At 65.0% G+C, this 20,952-nt stretch carries 15 protein-coding genes and 1 pseudogene; 9 read left to right on the forward strand and 7 right to left on the reverse strand.

Annotation, left to right across the window (positions count from 1 at the left end; genetic code table 11):
- Positions 1–89 precede the first annotated feature (89 nt).
- Both C8K18_RS09560 and grpE read right to left on the reverse strand, forming a co-directional pair.
- Positions 90–506: a co-chaperone YbbN gene (locus C8K18_RS09560; RefSeq protein WP_107707313.1), complete on the reverse strand. Its 417-nt coding sequence runs from the start codon at positions 504–506 to the stop codon at positions 90–92.
- 53 nt (positions 507–559) lie between these two features.
- On the reverse strand, positions 560–1,147 hold the full coding sequence (gene grpE / locus C8K18_RS09565) for a nucleotide exchange factor GrpE (RefSeq protein ID WP_006047883.1): 588 nt from the start codon (positions 1,145–1,147) through the stop codon (positions 560–562).
- Positions 1,148–1,527: 380 nt separating this feature from the next.
- On the opposite strand from grpE, the gene C8K18_RS33255 reads away from it, so the two are divergent.
- On the forward strand, positions 1,528–1,689 hold the full coding sequence (locus C8K18_RS33255) for a hypothetical protein (protein WP_006047884.1): 162 nt from the start codon (positions 1,528–1,530) through the stop codon (positions 1,687–1,689).
- Here C8K18_RS33255 and C8K18_RS09570 read toward each other — a convergent pair.
- The 3 genes from C8K18_RS09570 to hrcA form a co-directional block, all read right to left on the reverse strand.
- The gene (locus C8K18_RS09570; protein ID WP_006047885.1) at positions 1,661–2,068 is read right to left on the reverse strand and encodes an RNA-binding S4 domain-containing protein; all 408 of its coding nucleotides are present in this window, start codon (positions 2,066–2,068) and stop codon (positions 1,661–1,663) included. The genes C8K18_RS33255 and C8K18_RS09570 overlap by 29 nt on opposite strands.
- A 9-nt stretch (positions 2,069–2,077) precedes the next feature.
- Positions 2,078–3,148, reverse strand: coding sequence for a ferrochelatase (gene hemH / locus C8K18_RS09575; RefSeq protein ID WP_006047886.1), 1,071 nt, complete (start codon positions 3,146–3,148; stop codon positions 2,078–2,080).
- A 193-nt stretch (positions 3,149–3,341) separates the two neighbouring features.
- Positions 3,342–4,361 carry a heat-inducible transcriptional repressor HrcA gene (gene hrcA / locus C8K18_RS09580; protein ID WP_025601566.1) on the reverse strand — a complete coding sequence of 340 codons (1,020 nt, stop codon included), beginning with the start codon at positions 4,359–4,361 and terminating at the stop codon, positions 3,342–3,344.
- Between the two features lie 318 nt (positions 4,362–4,679).
- Here hrcA and C8K18_RS09585 point away from each other — a divergent pair, with 318 nt between their 5' ends.
- Together C8K18_RS09585 and recN are read left to right on the forward strand one after the other, a co-directional pair.
- Positions 4,680–5,582 (forward strand): NAD kinase, encoded by a 903-nt coding sequence (locus C8K18_RS09585; RefSeq protein ID WP_006047888.1) that lies wholly within the window; start codon positions 4,680–4,682, stop codon positions 5,580–5,582.
- A gap of 78 nt (positions 5,583–5,660) precedes the next feature.
- Entirely contained in the window at positions 5,661–7,331 is a 1,671-nt protein-coding gene (recN, locus tag C8K18_RS09590) for a DNA repair protein RecN (RefSeq protein ID WP_029970425.1), read from the forward strand.
- A 136-nt stretch (positions 7,332–7,467) separates the two neighbouring features.
- Here the strand turns inward: recN and glnE are convergent, their stop codons facing one another.
- A complete protein-coding gene (gene glnE / locus C8K18_RS09595; protein ID WP_107707314.1) occupies positions 7,468–10,266 on the reverse strand; it encodes a bifunctional [glutamate--ammonia ligase]-adenylyl-L-tyrosine phosphorylase/[glutamate--ammonia-ligase] adenylyltransferase in 2,799 nt (932 codons plus the stop codon).
- Positions 10,267–10,462: 196 nt separating this feature from the next.
- On the opposite strand from glnE, the gene C8K18_RS09600 reads away from it, so the two are divergent.
- The 6 genes and pseudogenes from C8K18_RS09600 to C8K18_RS09625 all read left to right on the forward strand — a co-directional run.
- The gene (locus tag C8K18_RS09600; protein ID WP_006047891.1) at positions 10,463–14,650 is read left to right on the forward strand and encodes a YhdP family protein; all 4,188 of its coding nucleotides are present in this window, start codon (positions 10,463–10,465) and stop codon (positions 14,648–14,650) included.
- 171 nt (positions 14,651–14,821) lie between these two features.
- A complete protein-coding gene (locus tag C8K18_RS09605) occupies positions 14,822–15,718 on the forward strand; it encodes a carbon-nitrogen hydrolase family protein (protein ID WP_107707315.1) in 897 nt (298 codons plus the stop codon).
- Between the two features lie 90 nt (positions 15,719–15,808).
- Positions 15,809–17,275 carry a metalloprotease TldD gene (gene tldD / locus C8K18_RS09610; RefSeq protein WP_006047893.1) on the forward strand — a complete coding sequence of 489 codons (1,467 nt, stop codon included), beginning with the start codon at positions 15,809–15,811 and terminating at the stop codon, positions 17,273–17,275.
- Between the two features lie 361 nt (positions 17,276–17,636).
- The gene (gene aroG, locus C8K18_RS09615; RefSeq protein ID WP_006047894.1) at positions 17,637–18,710 is read left to right on the forward strand and encodes a 3-deoxy-7-phosphoheptulonate synthase AroG; all 1,074 of its coding nucleotides are present in this window, start codon (positions 17,637–17,639) and stop codon (positions 18,708–18,710) included.
- Positions 18,711–18,936: 226 nt separating this feature from the next.
- A complete protein-coding gene (locus C8K18_RS09620) occupies positions 18,937–19,275 on the forward strand; it encodes a type II toxin-antitoxin system RelE/ParE family toxin (protein WP_107707316.1) in 339 nt (112 codons plus the stop codon).
- 3 nt (positions 19,276–19,278) lie between these two features.
- A pseudogene (locus C8K18_RS09625) lies at positions 19,279–19,608 on the forward strand (helix-turn-helix domain-containing protein); the annotation flags it as partial.
- Positions 19,609–19,691: 83 nt separating this feature from the next.
- Here C8K18_RS09625 and hmpA read toward each other — a convergent pair.
- Complete coding sequence (gene hmpA / locus C8K18_RS09630; RefSeq protein ID WP_107707317.1) at positions 19,692–20,897, reverse strand: NO-inducible flavohemoprotein; 1,206 nt, start codon at positions 20,895–20,897, stop codon at positions 19,692–19,694.
- Between the last annotated feature and the right edge of the window lie 55 nt (positions 20,898–20,952).

The raw sequence follows: 20,952 nt of genomic DNA on the forward strand, positions 1-20,952 counted from the left end.
GCGATCCGCCCTGAATTCACACTGCACTGAACATAAGTGCGTCCGCATCGTTTTCAAGACCTCTTTTGCGATGCGGTCTTTAATTTTTTTCAATCGGCCGGCGTTTCACCCGGCGTTTGGCCAGAAACCGCCTGAATCTTCTGCCGCGCCGCGGCGACAGCGGCCTGGAACTGCCCAAGACCGTGCCAGCCGGTTGCGCGGCCAAGCCGTTTGCCGCGATGAAAAAAGAACCACGTAGGCACGCCGTGAAGCATGAAGCGCCGCCCGAGCTCGCGGTGCTCGTAGACATTGCTGTGAAACCACCGCAGACCGAGCGCCCGGATCGCCTCAGGTTGCGCCAGCATCGCCTTCTTCGCGATCTCGCAATTGAAGCAGTCGAGGCCCCAGAAGAACACCACCGCGAGTTCGTCGCCTGCTTCGGCGAGGCCCGCGTCGAACGATTCGGCGCTCAGCTCCTTCATGTCGAAGACCGAAAACGCGGTTGCGTCGACGGGAATGTTGGCCATGATCGGGTTACCTGGTGTCTACGTGGACCTGGCGAACTGCCTGCGACGGGCGCTTACTTCGGCGCGGCCACCGTCACGAGCGCCGGACGCAGCACGCGGTCGGCGATCACGAAGCCCTTTTGCAGCACGGCGACCACCGTGTTCGGCTCCTGATCCGCCGGCACCATCGAAATGGCCTGATGGCGATGCGGGTCGAACTTCTCGCCCACCGGATTCAGTGCGACGACGCGGCCCTTCTCCAGCGCGCCCGTGAGCTGGCGCAGCGTGAGCTCGACGCCTTCGCGCACTTTCGCGAGGTCGTCGGAAGAATGGGCGACGGCAGCTTCCAGGCTGTCGATCACCGGCAGCAGGTGCTCGGCGAAGCTCTCGATAGCAAATTTATGCGCCTTCGCGACGTCTTCCTGCGCGCGGCGACGCACGTTCTCGGTCTCGGCCTTGGCCCGCAGGAAGCTCTCCTGCAACTCGGCGATCTTGGCCTGCGCTTCAGCCAACGCAGCTTCGGCACCCGTGGCTGCCGGCGTGTCCGTGGCGACGCTCGCCGCGGCTTCCTGCTCGGGAGTGACCGCCTCGGCGGCCGGGCGCTCGGTTTCGTCCGCGGGCGTGGGATTCTGGCTCGTCGGGTTCTCTTGCGTGTTTTCCATGTCGCTGAAAGTCGTTAAAGATTTAAAAGCCAACGGCGGCGGCAACGCATGAATGCGCCGCGACTTTTGTGCGTTGCAAAATCGCGACAAACATTCGAACGCGCCACCGCGTATCGGAACGGCAGGTGGGGCCGCAAGCGCCCATTTCAAGCGCCTCGGCCGAAATTTTCAGAGCGGGCGCCGCTGGCGGAAACGCGCGGTTACAACCATTAGCGCGGCGCAATCAGATTCAGATTGAGCGCGAACAGCAAGTGACCTATGCTCCAGTAACGCAGCGGAAAAACCTCGTTAACCCTAATCTGACGTAATCCTTTCCGCCCTCTTGCAATTTCCACCCGGCTAGCTCGTTTCTTTGCTGCAACATCCCATAAGGGGGTACCGTGAAACTGACCTTTGCAATCTCGGTGGTCGCACTGGTACTCGTTGCGGGCACCACGACCATCTGTATGTCCGGGGCGGTCAACGACCACACCACCGAATACGGCGGCGTGAACGCGACCATGGAACAGCTGTTCAATCCCCACCTGAAAATCTGTCGATAGTGCGGCGGTCGCGCTTGGTCGGGCGGCCATGCAATGCCTCGGCCGGCTCGCGATAAGTTTTGCGGCGCTCCTGCTCGGCCTTGCGTTTTTCGCGGCTTTCGTCGGTCTCGGCGTAGAGCGTCTGCGCGACGGTCGCCGGACCGCGCACCTCGCACACGCCCAGCACCTGCACCTGCCACACGAAGCGCTCGATCTCGATCTCGACCAGGTCGCCGACCCGCACGTCCTTGGCGGGCTTCACATTGGCCCCGCCGATGCGCACGCGGCCTTTCTCGACAGCATCCGCCGCGAGCGAACGCGTCTTGAAGAAGCGCGCCGCCCAAAGCCATTTGTCGATGCGCAGTTTCGCGCCCGGTTCGGTTGAAATCCTGTAGTTCATGAAGTCTCGTCAAGCCGCTGTGTTATGCGGCACGGGTACTGCCTGCACCGGCCAGCCTTGCAGATTCTGCGCGACGATTTCGCCGAGCGCGGCGATCCATGCCTGCGACGCGTTCACACACGGAATGCGGTGAAATTCCTTGCCGCCCGCATGCAGGAATTCGTCGCGCACTTCCATGCCGATTTCTTCGATCGTCTCCAGGCAGTCGGCCGTGAAGCCCGGACAAAACACATCAGCACGCCGCACGCCTGCCGCGCCGAGTTCCTTCAACGTGGGCGCCGTGTAGGGCTGCAGCCACTCGGCCTTGCCGAAGCGCGACTGGAAGGTGATGCGGCATTCCACCGACGTCAGGCCAAGCGCCTGCATCAGCAACGCGCCGGTTGTCTGACACTGCTCGTGATACGGATCGCCGAGATCCAGCGTGCGTTTGGGCACGCCATGAAAGCTCAACACGAGTTTGTCGCCCGCCGCGAAATCCGGCTGGCCATGAAGATGCCAGTAGTGACGCACCTGCGCCGCGAGCGCCGCGATATATGCCGGATGATCGGCGTATTGACGCACCGTGCGGATCTCCGGCTGATTGCGCATGCGCTTCATCGCGGAGAAGGCGTCGTCGAAAGCGGTCGCCGTGGTCGACGACGAATACTGCGGATACATCGGCACGAGCAGCACCCGCTCGGCGCCCGCGAGCTTGAGCTGATTCAGCATCGCCGGAATGCCCGGCGTGCCGTAACGCATCGCGTATTCGACGAGCACCGTGTAGTCGTTCAACTGCAGCAGATGGCGCAACGCTTCCACCTGCTTTTCCGTATAGACGCGCAGCGGCGAGCCTTCGGGCATCCAGACGGCCGCATATTTCTTCGCGGACGCGCGGCCTCTGAACGGCAGGATCAGCAACCGCAGAATGATCTGCCACAGCAGCGCCGGAATCTCGACCACGCGAGGGTCGGACAGGAACTGCGCGAGATAGCGGCGAACCGCCCGCGGAGTTGGCGCGTCGGGCGTGCCGAGGTTAATCAGCAGCACGGCAACACGGTGCGACGTGGCGTTCTGCGAAGGCCGCTCGAGGTCGAAGCGCATAGGCTATAGCCGGATAACCGCAGTGAGCGGAGGGTTGAACAGGTGAGATTCATTATAGCGGTGCGCCCTATGGCGGCGGCCTTCGTGGCCGCGCGCCCCAGGCGCCCCTGGCCGTTCGGCTAATTGGCAAGCGGCGCGCGCTCGCGCATGATGTGCCGCATCGACCGCCGCGGCGTTGACCGCTACTGCTGACTTACTGCTGACTTAGCGTGAGCGAAAGCAGTCTTGCCGTGATGTCCACAATCGGGATGACGCGGTTGTACGCCATCCGCGTCGGGCCGATCACGCCGAGCGTGCCGACGATCTTGCCGTTCACCTCGTAGGGCGCGGTGACGACGCTCATTTCCTCGATAGGCACGAGGTTGGACTCGCCACCTATGAAGATCTGCACGCCGGCCGCATGACTCGACACATCCAGCAACTGAAGGAGACTGGTCTTTTGGTCGAACACATCGAACAGCTTGCGCAGGCGCGCCATGTCCGAGGAAAGATCGGCTACTTCGAGCAGATTGCGCTCGCCCGAAATCAGCACGGTCTCGCCGGTGTCGGATTCGTCCGTGCTCGCCGTGACGGCCGCGTGCATGAGCGTGGTCATGTCGCCGCGCAACTGGTCGATTTCTTCGCGCAGGCGGCGGCGCACTTCGTCGAAAGACAGGCCGGCGAAGTGCGCGTTGATGTAGTTCGAAGCCTCCACGAGCTCGGACGGCGAAAAGTCGCGCTGGGTCGCCATCATGCGGTTTTGCACGTCGCCTTCGGGCGTCACGATGATGAGCAGAATGCGCTTGTCCGACAGCCGCATGAACTCGATCTGCTTGAACACGTGACTGCGCCGCGGCGTCAGCACGACACCGGCGAACTGCGACAGATTCGAGAGCACGCTCGCCGCGGCCGCGACGATTTTCTGCGGCTCGCCTGCCTGCAGCGTAGTCTTGACCGTGCGGGTGACGGCTTCTTCGTCCGCGGCGGATTCGACCGTGAGCATGGTGTCGACGAACAGCCGGTAGCCGCGCGGCGTAGGAATGCGTCCCGCCGAAGTATGCGGACTGATGACGAGCCCGAGATCCTCGAGATCCGACATGACGTTGCGGATGGTTGCCGGGCTCAACTCCAGGCCCGAATAGCGCGACAACGTGCGCGAGCCGACCGGCTGACCTTCGGCAATGTAGCGCTCGATCAGCGTTTTCAGGAGGGTTTGTGCGCGAGGATCTAGCATGACGAAAAATTTTAGCTCAATGAGGCGACTACCGCGAGCGCCGACGGCGCCCATCACCGGCGAATTTCCCGCCGCCCGCCGGGACCGCGCCTTGCGCTCGTTCCAGCACAACGTGCCGCATTGTGTCGGGCGTGCCGCCGGCCCCGTTGCCGACGGTCCGGCCAGCCGCGCGCCGGTGCGGTTTGCGCGGCGCGCATGTCATCAAGGCTTCACCATTCTAACGATAATCCCGCACTGCGCTCACGGCCCGCTGCGAACGGCCGGCCGCCGCGTCCCGGCCCCGTTCTTTTCAGGCCCTACCTATGGTGTAATGCCGGCATGCAAGTAACCAGCCAGTTCAAGACTGTCGCGCTCGTCGGGCGCAACAATACGCCGGGCATCCGCGACCCGCTGACCGCGCTCGCCACGTGCATCGCGAAGCGCGGCTTCGAAGTCGTTTTCGAAGCCGACACCGCGGCCGAAATCGGCGTGACCGACTATCCGGCGCTGCGGCCGGCCGAAATCGGCGCGCGCGCCGACGTGGCTGTCGTGCTCGGCGGCGACGGCACGATGCTCGGCATCGGCCGGCAACTGGCGCCGTACCGCACGCCGCTCATCGGCATCAATCACGGGCGGCTGGGCTTCATTACCGACATCCCGATCTCCGACATGAGCGTGACCGTGCCGCAAATGCTGGCGGGCAACTTCGAGCGCGAGGAACGGGTGCTGCTCGAAGCGCGCATCATGCGCCAGGGCAATCCGATCTATCACGCGCTCGCGTTCAATGACGTCGTGGTCAATCGCAGCGGCTTTTCGGGCATGGCGGAGCTGCATGTGTCGGTGGATGGCCGCTTCATGTACAACCAGCGTTCGGACGGACTGATCGTCGCCACGCCGACCGGCTCGACGGCGTACGCGCTGTCGTCGCAAGGGCCGATTCTGCATCCGCAACTGCAGGGCATCGTGCTCGTGCCGATCGCGCCGCATGCGCTGTCGAACCGGCCGATCGTGCTGCCGGACGATTCCAAGGTCAGCATCCAGATCGTTTCGGGGCGCGAGGTGAACGTCAATTTCGACATGCAGTCGTTCACGTCGCTGGAACTCGGCGACTCAATCGAAGTGCGCCGCTCGCGTCATACGGTGCCGATGCTGCATCCGGTCGGCTACAGCTATTTCGCGACGCTGCGCAAGAAGCTGCACTGGAACGAATACCCGTCGCACGAGGAAGATCCCAAGCCGTGACCGGCGCGGACGCCGGACCGCAAGCGCGCAGTTCGTAAAACCCGATACCAAGCTCACCGACAAGCACAAACGACTTCCATGCTTCGCCACCTCTCGATACGCGACTTCGTCATCGTCGCCGCGCTCGACCTCGAATTCGACAGCGGCTTTACCGTTTTCTCCGGCGAAACCGGCGCCGGCAAGTCGATCCTGATCGACGCGCTGGCGCTCGCGCTGGGTGCGCGCGCCGACGCGAACGTCGTGCGGACGGGCGAGACCCGCGCCGACATCACCGCCGAATTCGACACGCACGCGCAAGTGGACCAGTGGCTCGACGAGCAGGCGTTGAGCGCGGCCGCGGCGGACGGCCAGCACGGCGGCACTGTTATGCTGCGCCGCGTGGTGGATGCGAACGGCCGCTCGCGCGCGTTCATCAACGGCACAGCGGCGACGCTCGCGCAACTGCGCGAAGTCGGCGAAATGCTGGTGGATATTCACGGCCAGCACGCGCATCAATTGCTGATGCGGCCCGACGCGCAGCGCGAGCTGTTCGACACGCATGCAGGGCTGACCGAGCTGTCCGCGAGCGTCACGCGCGCGTGGCGCGCCTGGCGCGAGAAGGTGCAGGCGGTCGAGCACGCGCAAACCCGCGACCGCGAATTGCAACTGGAACGCGAGCGTCTGGCATGGCAGCTTGCCGAGCTGGACAAGCTCGCGCCGCAGCCGGGCGAATGGGAAGAAGTCAACGCGGAGCATCGGCGGCTGTCGCATTCGGCGAATCTGATCGACGGTGTGCAAGGCGCGCTGAATGCGCTCTCCGAATCGGACGAGGCAATGATCACGCACCTGGCGTCGATCGTCTCGAAGGTGCGCGACCTTGCCGATATCGACCCGGCCTTGAACGACGTGCTGGCCGCGCTCGAACCCGCCGAGATCCAGCTTCAGGAAGCCGCGTATTCATTGAGCCATTACGCGCAAAAGCTGGAACTCGACCCGGACCGGCTCGCACAAGTCGAAAAGCGCCTCGACGCATTGCACTCGGCGGCGCGCAAGTTCCGTTTGCAGCCCGAAACGCTGCCCGAGGAACACGAGACGCGCCGCGCGCAGCTTGCCGCGCTCGACGCCGCCGCGGATCTCGACAGCCTGCACGCCGCCGAAGCCAAAGCGCGCGAGGACTTCCTCGCCGAAGCAAAGAAGCTCTCGAAGGCGCGCGCCAAGGCCGGCAAAGCGCTCGGCGCCGCGGTCACCACAGGCATGCAGGAACTGTCGATGAAAGGCGGCAGCTTCGAGGTCGCGCTCGTGCCGTTACCCGAAGGCGGCGCGCATGGCCTGGAGCAGGTCGAGTTCCGCGTCGCGGGTCATGCGGGCGTGCCGCTGCGGCCGCTCGCGAAGGTCGCGTCGGGCGGCGAACTCGCGCGTATCAGCCTTGCGCTCGCCGTGATCGCGAGTGCCGCGAGCCCGACGCCCACACTGATCTTCGACGAAGTGGATACTGGAATCGGCGGCGGCGTCGCCGAAGTGGTCGGACGGCTGTTGCATCAACTCGGCGAAGCGCGCCAGGTGCTTTGCGTCACGCACTTGCCGCAGGTCGCCGCGCGTGGCGATCATCATTTCCAGGTGGCGAAAGCCGGCAACGGCAAGGGCGGTACGGTGAGCAGCGTCGTTTCGCTCGACAAGGCGAGCCGCGTCGAAGAAGTCGCGCGCATGCTCGGCGGCCTGGAGATCACGCCGACCACGCGCAAGCACGCGAAGGAAATGCTGGCGGCGTAGGTGGGGGTTGAGGGCGGCGGTCGGGCTCCGGGCCGTCGCTGGCCGTTGCAGGCCGTTGGCTCCGGTCGCCGCTGGCCGTCAGTCGACCGCAGCGACCCGTCGCCCGTTACCCGCCCCCATCCTCAAAAATCCCACCTCACCCTCGCCCAAACACCCGCTCCCAAAGCCCAAGCACCGCATCTCTCTCGGCCGCGACCAACCCCGGTTCCACCCGCGCCTTCTCCATCCCATCAAGCCGCAGCTTGTGCTGCAGCTTCCGGTACGTGCGATAAGCGGCGCCGACCGTCTCAGCTTCCGCCTCGCTCATCAGCCCAAGACGCGACACCTCGCGCAACAGCGCAATGTTGCCCGTATTGCGGATCAGCTCGGGATCGCGCGCCGCATGCAACAGCACCCAATACTGCACGGTGAACTCGATATCGACCATCCCGCCGCGATCGTGCTTGAGATCGAACAGCGTCGTGTGGTTCGGATGCCCGGCGGCGACGCGCTCGCGCATCTCCACGATTTCGTCCGCAAGCTGCGCGGCGTCGCGCGGCGTCGTCAGCACCTGTTCGCGGATCGCCTCGAACTGCGCGCCGATCTGCGCGTCGCCCGCGCAGTAGCGCGCGCGAGTCAGCGCCTGGTGCTCCCACACCCACGCGGTGTTGGCCGCGTCGCCCTCGCGCAACTGATAACGGCGGAACGCGTCGAGATCGGTAACGAGCAGGCCCGACTCGCCGTTCGGCCGCAAGCGCAGATCGACGTCGAACAAGGTGCCCGCGCCGGTCGCGGTCGTCAGCCACGTAATCAGGCGGCGCGTGTAGGTGGAGTAGATATCCGAAGCGGCATCGTCGGGATCGTCGTAGAGAAAGATCACGTCGAGGTCCGATGCATAACCCAACTCCTTGCCGCCCAGCTTGCCGTAAGCGATCACCGCGAATCGCGGCGCGTCGCGGTGGCGCTTCGGCAACTGCTTCCAGACGGCTTCGAGCGTGACGTCGAGCACGGCATCGGCGAGTTCGGACAGACGGTCGCTCACATGCTCGACGCTCAGCTTGCCCGCGAGGTCGATCAGCAGAATACGGAACACCTCGGCCTGGTGCGCGTGGCGCAGCAAGTCCATCTGCTGCTCGACGCCGTCCGCCGCGGCCAGCCGCAAGCGCAGCGTGCGCTTGAACTCGGGCCAGTCGAACGGCGTGTTCAGCGCTTCGTCGTCGAGCAGTTCGTCGAGCAGTTGCGGATGGCGGATCAGATAACCGGCTGCCCAGCGCGACGCGCCCAGCACCGACAACACGCGATGCAGCGCTTGCGGATACTCGGTGAGCAGCGCGAGGTACGCGCCGCGCCGGCCCACGGCTTCGAGCAGATCGAACAGACGCGCGAGCGTGTCGCCGCGCCGCTCGGGCGGCTCGAGCGTGCGCGCGGCTTCGAGCGCGCGCTGCGCGACGATGTCGAAGCGCTGCCGGCTGCGCTCCGCGAGTCCGGCATAGCGCGACGACTGCCAGACGCCGCGCAGCCGCGCGAGCAGATCGGCGGGCTCGGCCACGCCCAGCTCGACGAGACGCGCATGCAGCGCGTCCGCCGCGCTGTCGTCCGCGAGCGCGCTGCTCCAGACCCACACTGCCGCGCCGTCTTCGGGCGCGCCGCAGCCGTCGCGGCCGCTCACCTTGTCGGCGAAAATCTGGTCGAACTGCTGTTCGACGAATTCCCGATGCGCGTCGAGCCGCTCCATCAGCATCGGATAGTCGTCGCAGCCCATTGCGCGCGCGAGCGCCACGCGTTCCTCGGAATCGACCGGCATCGCGTGCGTCTGCGCGTCGTTGCGATATTGCAGCCGATGTTCGAGCTCGCGCAAAAAGCGATAAGCCTGTGAGAGCTTCACGCACACCGACGTGTCGATCAGCCCGTGCGTCGCGGCGTGCCGCAACACGGCGAGCGTGGGACGCACCCGGAAACCGGCGTCCTGGCCGCCGCGAATCAGTTGGAACACCTGCGCGCTAAATTCGATTTCGCGGATGCCGCCGCGTCCGAGCTTGATGTCGTCGGCCTTGTCGGGACGCATCGACGCACGGCGTTGCGCCTCCTGGCGAATCTGCAGATGCAGCGCGCGGATTGCGCTGATCACGCCGAAGTCGAGATAACGGCGGTAGACGAACGGCGTGACGATTGCATCGAGTTGTTTCGACAGGCGCTGCGCCGCGTCGCTCGTGCCTTCGGACACGAGCCGGCCTTTGATCCACGCATAACGCTCCCACTCGCGGCCTTGCACGTAGAAATATTCCTCGAGCATGCCGAGGCTGCACACGAGCGGTCCCGAATCGCCGTTCGGGCGCAAACGCATGTCGACGCGAAACACGTAGCCGTCGGCGGTCACTTCGGCGAGCGCGCCGATCAGGCGCTTGCCGAGGCGCGTAAAAAAGTCTTGCGTGGCAATCGGCGCGCGCTGGCCGCCCGCCGTCTCGCCGTCCTCTTCGTAGATGAAGATCAGGTCGATGTCCGACGAGACGTTCAGCTCGCGGCCGCCGAGCTTGCCCATGCCGACGACGCCGAGCGTGAGCCGTTCGCCCTGCGGGCCGCGCGGCTCGCCGAAGAGCGTTTCGAGTTCAGCGGACAGCACCGCGAGCGAGCGCTGGATCGTGGTCTCGGCGAGATCCGTCATCGCTCCGGTGACTTCGGCGACGTCCGCCTCGCCGGCCAGGTCGCGCTCCATCACCGCGCAGAAGACCTCCGTGCGCAACTGGCGCAACGCGCGCTTCAATGCGGCCTCCGTCAACGGCGCGTCGGCGCCGCCGGCCGCTTCGGCACACAGCGCGTCGAAGCGGGCGTCGATGCGCTCGCGCGTCAACGGCCCGGACGCAAGCTCCGCCACCTGCGCGACGAGTTGCGGACGGGCCGCCACGGCGCGCGCCGCGTAATGTGAATAGCTGGAACTCAGGAGAGTGGCGTGAGTCATCAAAGGTCTGGCTCGCTCGTTGCTTGATTGGCATGAACCGCGGATCAGCGGCTCGTCGCACGACGGTTTGCTGCGCGCCGATGTGGGTCGTGCAGCGGGCCCCTGACAGGGTTTTCCGGAAGTCCTGTCGACGCTTTCCCGTGTGTTACATTTCGTCGTTAATCCGCAAAACTACCATACGCCCACCCGCCGCAGCATGTCCGAGCGAAACGAATCCGCCGACCCGCAGGAAACCGGGCCGGCCCGGCCTGTGAGCGGAAGCGACCACGTCGTCTTGCGCCGGACGCTCCACGTTGTTCTCGCGCTCGCGCTCGTCCTCTATTTCATCGCGGCGGGGCTGTTTCTCGGCTTGCGCTACGTGGTGCTGCCGCGCGTCGACACGTTCCGGCCGCGAATCGAAGCGACCGTCTCCGACAAGCTGCATGCGCAGTTCACCATCGGCAAACTGGCGCCGCATTGGAGCGGGTTTCAGCCGGGGCTCGACATCACGAATCTGGTGATCCGCGACCATGACGGCAAACCCGCGCTCACCATTCCGCACGCCACCGCGACGCTGTCGTGGCGCTCGCTCTGGCAATTCCATCCGGCGCTGTCGAGTCTGATCGTCGACCAGCCCGACGTGCTGATTTCGCGCGGCGGCGACGGCGTGCTGTCGGTCGCCGGCGTGCCGGTGCCGACGCGTCATAGCGGCAACGACACGTTGTCGACGTGGCTCGTGCGCCAGCAGGCGATCGTCGTGCGCGGCGGCGTGCTGCGCTGGCGCGACGCCCAGCGCGACGCGCCGGAGCTCGCGCTGCGCGACATCCGCATCGCCATTCTCAACGACGGTTACGATCACCGCCTCGCGCTTCAGGCGCCGCCCGACGGCCAGTTGCTGCGCGGCCCGCTCGATTTCCGCACGCATTTCCGGCACGCGCCGCTCGCCGCGATCGGCAAGCCGATCAACTGGAAAGGACAGGCGTATGTCTCGACCGGGCCAGTCGATCTGCCGACGCTCGCTCGCTACATCAAATTCCCGATCGAGACGTTTGCGGGCCGCATCGACAACGCGATCTGGGTCGATTTCGCCGACGGCCGCATGACTTCGGCAAGCGGGCAAATGGCCGGCGCCGACGTCGCGCTGCGAGTTCGGCCCACGCAGCCCAAGCTGCTGTTGCCGATCGCGAATTTCGGCTGGCGCCTGCAAGCGCAGCAAGGCGATTACGAGCTGCAACTGAACGACATGCGCGCCGAACTCGGCCAGCCGCCGCTCGAAGACGGCACGCCGCTCACGCGCACGCTCGCGTTCCAGACGCTGAACGGGCACTACCGGACGGCTTCGCAGCAACACGGGCAGTTCATCAGCGTGTCGGGCGATCGCGTCGACCTGGGCATTCTCGCGGAGTTCAGCCGCGCGCTGCCGCTGCCGCGTGCGCTCCTGAACAGCCTCGTGCGCTATAACCCGCGCGGGCTCGTCGCCAACTACCTGATCGAAGTCGAGCGCGGCAAGCCGGAATCCGGCGAGCCGGGCGGCGACCGTCATGGGACCGGCGCGGAGCCGATCGAGCGCTACCGCTTCACGGGCGACCTGCAAGGCATCAGCGTCGCCGCGCAGGAGCCGCCGCCGGGGCTCACGGCGCGCAATCACCCGCGCGCCGGCATTCCGGGCATCGAAAATCTGTGGGGCCGCGTGGACGCCGATCAACGCCGTGGCACCGCCACGCTCGACACGTCCAACGTCGCGATCACGCTGCCGGGCGTGTTCGACGATCCGCGCCTCACGCTCGACCGGCTGCATGGCCGCGCCGACTGGACGATTTCGCCGAAGGCGCCCGGCGAGAACCATCCGGCGTTCACGGTGAAGCTGGCCGAGCTAGGCGTCTCCAATGCGGACGTCGCGGCGACAGCAAGCGCGGACTACAGCAATCCGGGCCACGGCCGCGGCTCGCTGGATCTGACCGCCGACTTCGAGCGCGCGCAGGTGTCGCGCATCGTCCGCTATCTGCCGACCAGCATCAGCGAGAAGCTGCGCATGTATCTCGGCCACGGCTTGCAGGCCGGCATGTCGCGCGGCGCGAAGATCGAAGTGCATGGCGACCTCACCAAATTCCCCTACTCGCGCGATCCCGAAGCGGGCATCTTCCATATCGTCGCGCCGTTCAAGGGCGGCAAGTTCGACCCGTCGCCGTACCCGCCGCGCAACATGCGCAACGGCACGCCGAACGTGTGGCCGGCGTTCGACGGCATCGACGGCGTGTTCGAGATCAGGCAGAACGTGCTGCGCTTCGACATCGACCGGGCACGCTACAAGCGCGTCGCGCTGCACGGCGTGAACGGCAGGATCGACGACCTCGGCACGCGCGAGTCGAATCTCGTCATCAAGGGCGACGGGCTCGGGCCGCTCGCCGACATGCTCGACTACGTGAACGAAAGCTCGCTCGGCATCATGGCGCGACATCAGACCGAGAAAATCCGCGCCGAAGGGCCGGCGTCGCTCGCGCTCAAGCTGACGGTGCCGCGCACGCCGAAGCCGCATATCGGCGTGGAAGGCGCGCTCGGTTTCCAGAACAATCGTTTGAGCGTGGCTAATGTGCCGCCGCTGTCGCAAGTGAAGGGCAAGGTGCGTTTCACCGAGCGCAGCGCGCAGACCGAGCGGCTCACCGCGCAGTTCCTCGGCGGCGATGTGCGGGCGAGCGGCGGGCTGAAGCAGGACGGCACCTACGCGCTCGACATGAACGGCCATATCGCCGTCGAGGCCGCGCGCGGCCTCGATCTGCATGGCCCGGCCGCACAGGTCCTCACGCGCATGAGCGGCAGCGCGCCGTATGCGCTCACGGTGCGCGGCGCCAAAGGCAAGCTGCCGCAACTGACCGCGAACTCCGACCTGACCGGCCTCGCGCTCGACTTCCCCGCGCCGTTCAACAAGCCGGTCGGCACGCCGATGCCGCTGCGCGCCAGTGCCGGTCCGTCGACGCTCGCCGGCGAAAGCGGACTCGAGCGCGCCGAGCTCGACTTCGGCCCCATCGCCGCGCGCTATCTGCTGCATTACGACCCGAAAAGCCCGCCGACGGTGGTGCGCGGCGCCATCGGCGTGAACCGGCCGGCCGACTTGCCGAGCGAAGGCGTGATCGCCGCCGTGGACGTCGACGCATTCGACGCCGATGCGTGGCGCGCGCTGATTACACAACTGCGCAGCAACGAGGCGCCCGCCGCGCCCGTCCCGCCCGCAACCCCGAATCCGACCGTCGCGCAGTTTCTGCCAAGCCGCTTCGCGCTGCACATCGGCACGCTGACGCTGCTCAAGCGCCACTGGGAGAGCGTGATCGTCGGCGCTTCGCACGCGGACGGCAAATGGCAGGCGAACATCGCGTCGAATCAGGTGTCCGGTCACGTTTCGTGGCTGCCGGGCGCCGACAAGGCATCGCCGGGCACGCTGCAGGCGCGCTTTGCACGCGTCGTGATTCCGTCGGTCGCCGACAAGGATCTGCTCGGCCAGGCGATGTCGGCGCCGGCGCAAAACATGCCGTCGATCGATCTGGTCGTCAACGAGCTGATCGTGCGCGACCGCGACATCGGCCGGCTTGAAGTGCTCGCGCACAACTTCAACGAAGACGGCGTGCCGGTCTGGCAACTGGACAAGCTCGACATCGCGAATCCTGCGGCCACGTTAACCGCGACGGCGAACTGGCGCACATCCACGGAACTCGGCAACGCCGCGGACGAAAGCACGCCGCGGCGCACGGTGTTCGATTTCAAGCTCGACATCAAGGACGCGGGCGGTCTGCTCGAGCGCTTCGGCCAGCCACGCACGCTGAAGGCGGGCAGCGGCACGCTCAACGGCAAGATGGTGTGGCGCGGCGGCCCGACGGCGATCGACTATCCGACGCTCAACGGCAATATCGCCGTGGATCTGCGGCATGGGCAGATTCTCAAGGTCGATCCGGGCGTCGCCAAGCTGCTCGGCGTGCTCAGCCTGCAAAGCCTCGCGCGCTTCGCGACGCTCAATTTCCGCGACGTGATCGGCGAAGGTCTGCCCTTCGAGCACGTCACGGGGACGGCGCAGATTCGCAACGGCATCGGCCGCACGGAAAACTTCGAGATGGTGACCGCGCCGGCCCGCGCCGAGATGAAAGGCTCCGTCGACCTGGCGCAGGAAACGCAGGACATGCACGTCAAGATCGTGCCGACGGTGAGCGCCGGCGCGGCGGTCGTCGCGGCCGCGGTCATCAACCCGCTGCTCGGCTTGGGCGCGCTGGTGGCGGACCTCGCGTTCAGCAAATCGGTGTCGCACGCGTTCGCGCGAGACTATGCGATAACGGGCTCCTGGTCGAAACCGCACATCGAGCGGGTCAAGAGCGATCGGGGTAAGATGGACGCTCCAGCTTCGACCGCCGGCGCGAACTGAGCCTGCAAGTTAGCGCGTAACCGTGGCTTCGTTCATCGCGATCGGACGGCTTCGGTCAGCGCATCGAGTAGGCGCTTTCGAGTGACGCACACCGGCGGCACGAGCCTGCCCTGAACGACGTATGCGGCGCCGGCTGTCGCGCCGCCTTGCCGGGAGTTTTCCGAAACGCTCATGAGCGAAACACACGTCTCTTCGTCTTCATCCCACGCTTCGTCCGACACTGCGCTTGATAGTGCGCAGCGCGAACGGGCGAGCAGTCAGTCAAGCAGCTTCCGGGTCGCCGCGCTGCAAATGGTGAGCACGCCGGATCGCGAGCGCAATCTCGCCGACGCCGAACGTCTGATCGCCGAAGCCGCCGCCGACGGCGCGCAGCTCGTCCTTCTGCCCGAGTACTTCTGCTTCATGGGCTTCAAGGACACCGACAAGCTCGCGGTTCGCGAAGCGTATCGCGACGGCCCGATCCAGCGTTTTCTCGCCGATGCCGCGCGCCGCCACAAGGTATGGGTGATCGGCGGCACGTTGCCGATCACGGCGCCGGAGCCGTCGCGCGTATTGAACACGACGCTCGTGTTCGACCCCGAGGGTAACGAGGCCGCGCGCTACGACAAGATCCATCTGTTCAACTTCGAAAAGGGCGAGGAATCGTTCGACGAGGCGCGCACCATTTGCCCCGGCGGCGAAGTCCGCACCTTCGAGTCGCCGTTCGGCCGCGTCGGTTTGTCGGTCTGCTACGATCTGCGCTTCCCCGAGCTGTACCGGCGCCTGGGCGATTGCGCGCTGATGGTGGTGCCGTCGGCGTTTACTTACACGACGGGCCGCGCGCATTGGGAAATGCTGCTGCGCGCGCGCGCCGTCGAAAACCAGTGCTACGTGCTGGCCGCGGCGCAAGGCGGCAAGCATGAGAATGGCCGCCGCACGTGGGGCCACAGCATGCTGATCGATCCGTGGGGCGAAGTCGTCGCGGTGCGCGACGAAGGCGCCGGCGTGGTCGCGGGGACGCTCGAACGCACGCGCATCGACGAGGTGCGGCAGAGTCTGCCCGCATGGCGTCATCGGGTGCTGAGCTAGAACACGTGACATTGAAACTGCGGCGTCCGTCACTCATATAGTGAGCGTGGCGCTAACCGAATCCTTCGTATCGAGCAGAACATACTTCGCATGAACATCATCGAACCTGGTATCCGCAATCTCGCCACCGCCAAGGACATCCTCCTGACGCCCTACGGTCTCGACGAATCGCTGCTCACCCGCACGCTCGCCGAGATCTTCACGCATCGCGTCGATTACGCGGACCTGTACTTCCAGGCCACGCGCAGCGAAGCGTGGAGCCTTGAGGAAGGCATCGTGAAGTCGGGCAGCTTCAGCATCGACCAGGGCGTCGGCGTGCGCGCCGTGTCGGGCGACCGCACGGCTTTCGCCTATTCGGACGATCTGTCGCCCGAGGCGATCCGTCAGGCGGCGATCGCCACGCGCGCCATCGCGAAGGCGGGCGGCGGCAAGCAGAAGATCAAGGTGGCGTCGTCGCTGACAGGCATCGCCGGGCGCGATCTGTATCTGCCCGCCGACCCGCTGCATTCGCTCGACGCCACCGCCAAGGTCAAGCTGCTCGAGCGCATCGAACACATGGCGCGCGGCCGCGACCGGCGCATCCAGCAAGTGATGGCGGGCCTCGCCGGCGAATACGACGTCGTGCTGGTCGCGCGCAGCGACGGCGGCTTCGCGGCCGACATCCGGCCGCTCGTGCGCGTCTCGGTCACGGTGATCGCCGAACAGAACGGCCGCCGCGAAATTGGCAGCGGCGGCGGCGGCGGCCGCTTCGACTACAGCTATTTCACCGACGAAGTGCTGTCGCGTTACGTCGACGACGCGGTGCACGCGGCGCTGGTGAATCTCGAAGCGCGCCCCGCTCCGGCCGGCGCGATGACGGTCGTGCTCGGGCCGGGCTGGCCGGGCGTGTTGCTGCACGAGGCGATCGGCCACGGGCTCGAGGGCGACTTCAACCGCAAGGGCTCGTCGGCATTCGCGGGACGCATCGGCGAGCAGGTCGCGGCGAAGGGCGTGACGGTTGTCGACGACGGCACGCTGCCGAATCGCCGCGGCTCGCTCAATATCGACGACGAAGGCAATCCGACGCAGTGCACGACGCTGATCGAGGACGGCATTCTGAAGGGCTACATTCAGGACACGCTCAACGCGCGCCTGATGAAGATGCCGGTCACGGGCAACGCGCGTCGTGAATCGTATGCCGCGCTGCCCATGCCGCGCATGACGAACACGTACATGCTCAACGGCGACAAGGACCCGCAGGAAATCATTCAGTCGGTGAAGAACGGCTTGTATGCGGTGAACTTCGGCGGCGGCCAGGTCGACATCACCAACGGCAAGTTCGTGTTCTCGGCGTCCGAGGCGTACATGATCGAGGACGGCAAGATCACGTACCCGGTCAAGGGCGCGACGCTGATCGGCAGCGGCCCGGAATCGCTCAAATACGTCAGCATGATCGGCAACGACATGAAGCTCGATTCGGGCGTCGGCGTGTGCGGCAAGGAAGGCCAGAGCGTGCCGGTGGGCGTCGGCCAGCCGACGCTGCGTATCGACCGGATGACGGTGGGCGGCACGGCCTGACGAGACTCCGGCCGCACGATTCATGCGTGAAAGCGCTGGATCGTGCGGCTTTTCCGCATTTTTAGACCGCATAGCTTGCCAGCCGAGCTTCCCCGGGTTATAAAGTCAATCACCCTTTTTTGACCAGCGACTCCATTTCGCCATGTCCGCCAAGTTTTACTTTTACTTTTTTTGGTATCTCAGACCGCTGGCGGATCGAGAGGGGTGTTAGTGCACGCAGAACACCGAGAATTCCCGAAAAACCGCCAGCGAGTCTGGCGGTTTTTTTTCGCCTTCAGTCTTTGCTCATTCAGCCTTTGAACACTTTGCCTTGCACGCGCCGCCCGCGTGAACACGCTACGAACCGATTCAGGAGAACAACATGCCCCCGCACAACACCGACGATGTCCGCATTCGAGAATTGAAAGAGCTCACGCCCCCGGCGCACCTGATCCGCGAATTTGCCTGCGACGAAGCAGTGTCCGACCTTATCTACAGTTCGCGCACCGCCATGCATCGGATCCTGCATGGCATGGACGACCGCCTGATCGTGATCGTCGGACCGTGCTCGATTCACGACACCAAAGCGGCAATGGAATACGCGGGGCGTCTCGTCGAACAGCGCAAGCGCTTTGCGGGCGAACTCGAAGTCGTGATGCGCGTGTATTTCGAAAAGCCGCGCACGACGGTGGGCTGGAAAGGCCTCATCAACGACCCGCACATGGACAACAGCTTCAAGATCAACGAGGGTTTGCGCACCGCGCGCGAGCTGCTGTTGCGCATCAACGAACTGGGTCTGCCGGCGGGCACCGAGTACCTCGACATGATCAGCCCGCAATACATCGCCGATCTGATCTCGTGGGGCGCGATCGGCGCGCGGACCACCGAGTCGCAAGTGCACCGCGAACTCGCGTCGGGACTGTCGTGCCCGGTCGGCTTCAAGAACGGCACGGACGGCAACGTCAAGATCGCCGTCGACGCAATCAAGGCCGCGTCGCAGCCGCACCATTTCCTGTCGGTCACGAAGGGCGGGCACTCGGCGATCGTATCGACGGCGGGCAACGAGGACTGCCACATCATCCTGCGCGGCGGCAAGACGCCGAACTACGATGCTGCGAGCGTGAACGCGGCGTGCTCGGACATCGGCAAGGCCGGACTCGCGGCGCGCCTGATGATCGACGCAAGCCACGCGAACAGCTCGAAGAAGCACGAGAACCAGATTCCGGTGTGCGCGGACATCGGCCGCCAGATTGCTTCGGGCGACGAACGAATTGTCGGCGTGATGGTGGAGTCGCATCTGGTGGCGGGCCGCCAGGACTTGCAGGAAGGCTGCGCGCTCACGTACGGTCAGAGCATCACCGATGCATGCATTGGCTGGGACGAAAGCGTCGCCGTGCTGGAAGGTCTCGCCGACGCGGTCAAACAGCGGCGCGTGGCGCGGGGAAGCGGCAACTGATTTTTTGTTTTGTGGTTTTACCGTTTGACCGCATCGCAAGAATGCGGTTTGCAGCGTTAAGAAACCCGGCTCGTGCAGTTCACAGCCGGGTTTTTTTATTTCGTTGGCCGAACGGACGAATGGTGGAGATGCCGCCGTCTATGTACCGTAGCAGTTCATCGCCGGGTCGCGAATGACTTGACCAGGCGGGAATTTGCGTATAATATTTTGTACATGGAAGGCGGTTATGACGCTGGAAAAAGAAGTTCGCTGGCTAGGCTCCAGCTATCGCGATTTGCTCGCCTTTCCAGAAGAGGCACGTCGGCAAGCCGGGTTTCAGATCGGCAAGATCCAGGCGGGTCTCGACCCTGACGACTGGAAACCGTTCGACTCGGTGGGTCCTGGAACGCGCGAAATTCGCATCCGGGAAGAGAACGGCATTTATCGCGTGATGCACGTCACGAAGTTTGCAGAAGCGCTTTACGTGCTTCATTGCATGCAGAAGAAAACCCAGAAGCTCGCGCCGCACGACAAACTGATTGCCGAAACGCGGTATCGCGCCATCATTAACGATAGGAAACCTTAACAAATGACGATCGACACCAAAATTCGTCACGTGACAAAGCCCGGCGCAAACGTGTTTCTCGAACTCGGCTTTTCCGCCGACGAGGCGAAGCGTCTGCACGCGGCGTCGCAAAAGCAGATCAACGACACGAGGCTGCTCAAGGAGCAGCTCATGACGGAATTGTCCACGTGGATCGAGCAGCATCATCTGAAGCAAGCGGAGGCCGCGGAAATTCTCATGGTCTCGCGCCCGCGGGTCTCGGACGTGGTGAACAAGAAAACCACCAAGTTCACCATCGACACGCTCGTCGAAATGTTGAGCCGGATTGGCAAGCCGGTCACGATGGCGGTGGGAAAGCGCGCGAGGTTGGCGGATTCGCGCGGCTCGCTGCTGGCAGCGAGCGCGCGCGCTTTGCCTGACCTGCTACATCGACCGGCTTACTCGACCGCGCCCGAACCGAACACTTCAGTGTGAATGTGCGTCGGCTCCACGCCCAATGCAACCAGCGCGTCGCGCTGCGCGCGCATGAAGGGCACGGGGCCGCAAATGTAGTAGTCGGCATCCAGCGCGATGACGCGATCCGCGATTTTCGTCACGTCGAGACGGCCTTCGAAATCGTAGTCGATGCCCTGCCGGTCGCTTGCATCAACGGCTTCGTAGAACACGACACGCTTCACGTTCGCATGCGACGCAGCGGTATCGTCGAGCCACTCGCGGAACGCATGCACGCGGCCGTTGCGGCATGCGTGAACGAAAGTGACGCTCCGCTCGCTGCCGTCGGCGAGCAATGTCGACAGCATGGACGTCATCGGTGTGACGCCCACGCCGCCGCTCATCAGCACGACCGGCGTGATCTTCTTGCGATCGAGGGTGAAGTCGCCCATCGGCGCGCTCACGTGCACGATCGTGCCCTCCTCCACGCCCGCATGCAGCAGGTTCGACACGTGACCCGGCGCGGCGTCCTCGCGGCCGTCTTCACGCTTGACCGAAATGCGCAGCCACTTGCCATGCGGCGCATCCGACAAGCTGTACTGCCGCGGCTGGTCGACGCCCAGCTTGTCGACAAAGCGCGTGACGCTCACGTATTGGCCGGGTTCGAACTCACAGGCTGCGGTGCCGTCGGCAGGCGTCAGATAAAAGGACGTGATCTCGTCGCTCTCCACCTGCTTGCGCGCCACCTTGAACGGGCGGAAGCCGCTCCATGCCGCGCCTTCGTACAGCTTCGCCTCGGTGCCGACGAAAATGTTCGCGAGTTGGCCATACGCGACCTGCCACGCGTCGAGCGTCGGCTGATCGACCGCGTCGCCGAGTACGTCGACGATCGCACCCAGCAGATGGCGGCCGACAATCGGATAGTGCTCGGGCCGAATGTTCAGGCTCGCGTGCTTGTTGGCGATTCGCGAGACGGCCGGGCCGAGCGCGCCGAGATTGTCGATGTTGGCCGCGTACGCGTACACGGCGCGAGCGAGCGTCTCGGGCTGATTGCCGCTTTGCTGATGCGTCTGGTTGAAGAGATTCTTCAGTTCCGGGTGATGCGCGAACATGCGCTTGTAGAAATGCTTGGTGATGGTCGTGCCATGTTCGGCGAGCACGGGAACCGTGGCTTTGACGCGGGCAATCTGGTCGGCGGTAAGGGCGGTCATTTGTACTTCTCCTTAAAGATGCGCATACGATACATCTTATAGAGCGCCCTCGCCC

Source organism: Paraburkholderia sp. GV068 (genome assembly GCF_003058125.1).
Taxonomy (GTDB): domain Bacteria; phylum Pseudomonadota; class Gammaproteobacteria; order Burkholderiales; family Burkholderiaceae; genus Paraburkholderia; species Paraburkholderia graminis.

What these genes read in the sequence shown, in the direction of transcription:
- C8K18_RS09560 (WP_107707313.1), bottom strand. Translation starts at nt 506, where the DNA reads ATGGCCAACATTCCCGTCGACGCAACCGCGTTTTCGGTCTTCGACATG.
- grpE (WP_006047883.1), bottom strand. Translation starts at nt 1,147, where the DNA reads ATGGAAAACACGCAAGAGAACCCGACGAGCCAGAATCCCACGCCCGCG.
- C8K18_RS09570 (WP_006047885.1), bottom strand. Translation starts at nt 2,068, where the DNA reads ATGAACTACAGGATTTCAACCGAACCGGGCGCGAAACTGCGCATCGAC.
- hemH (WP_006047886.1), bottom strand. Translation starts at nt 3,148, where the DNA reads ATGCGCTTCGACCTCGAGCGGCCTTCGCAGAACGCCACGTCGCACCGT.
- hrcA (WP_025601566.1), bottom strand. Translation starts at nt 4,361, where the DNA reads ATGCTAGATCCTCGCGCACAAACCCTCCTGAAAACGCTGATCGAGCGC.
- C8K18_RS09585 (WP_006047888.1), top strand. Translation starts at nt 4,680, where the DNA reads ATGCAAGTAACCAGCCAGTTCAAGACTGTCGCGCTCGTCGGGCGCAAC.
- recN (WP_029970425.1), top strand. Translation starts at nt 5,661, where the DNA reads ATGCTTCGCCACCTCTCGATACGCGACTTCGTCATCGTCGCCGCGCTC.
- glnE (WP_107707314.1), bottom strand. Translation starts at nt 10,266, where the DNA reads ATGACTCACGCCACTCTCCTGAGTTCCAGCTATTCACATTACGCGGCG.
- C8K18_RS09600 (WP_006047891.1), top strand. Translation starts at nt 10,463, where the DNA reads ATGTCCGAGCGAAACGAATCCGCCGACCCGCAGGAAACCGGGCCGGCC.
- C8K18_RS09605 (WP_107707315.1), top strand. Translation starts at nt 14,822, where the DNA reads ATGAGCGAAACACACGTCTCTTCGTCTTCATCCCACGCTTCGTCCGAC.
- tldD (WP_006047893.1), top strand. Translation starts at nt 15,809, where the DNA reads ATGAACATCATCGAACCTGGTATCCGCAATCTCGCCACCGCCAAGGAC.
- aroG (WP_006047894.1), top strand. Translation starts at nt 17,637, where the DNA reads ATGCCCCCGCACAACACCGACGATGTCCGCATTCGAGAATTGAAAGAG.
- C8K18_RS09620 (WP_107707316.1), top strand. Translation starts at nt 18,937, where the DNA reads ATGACGCTGGAAAAAGAAGTTCGCTGGCTAGGCTCCAGCTATCGCGAT.
- hmpA (WP_107707317.1), bottom strand. Translation starts at nt 20,897, where the DNA reads ATGACCGCCCTTACCGCCGACCAGATTGCCCGCGTCAAAGCCACGGTT.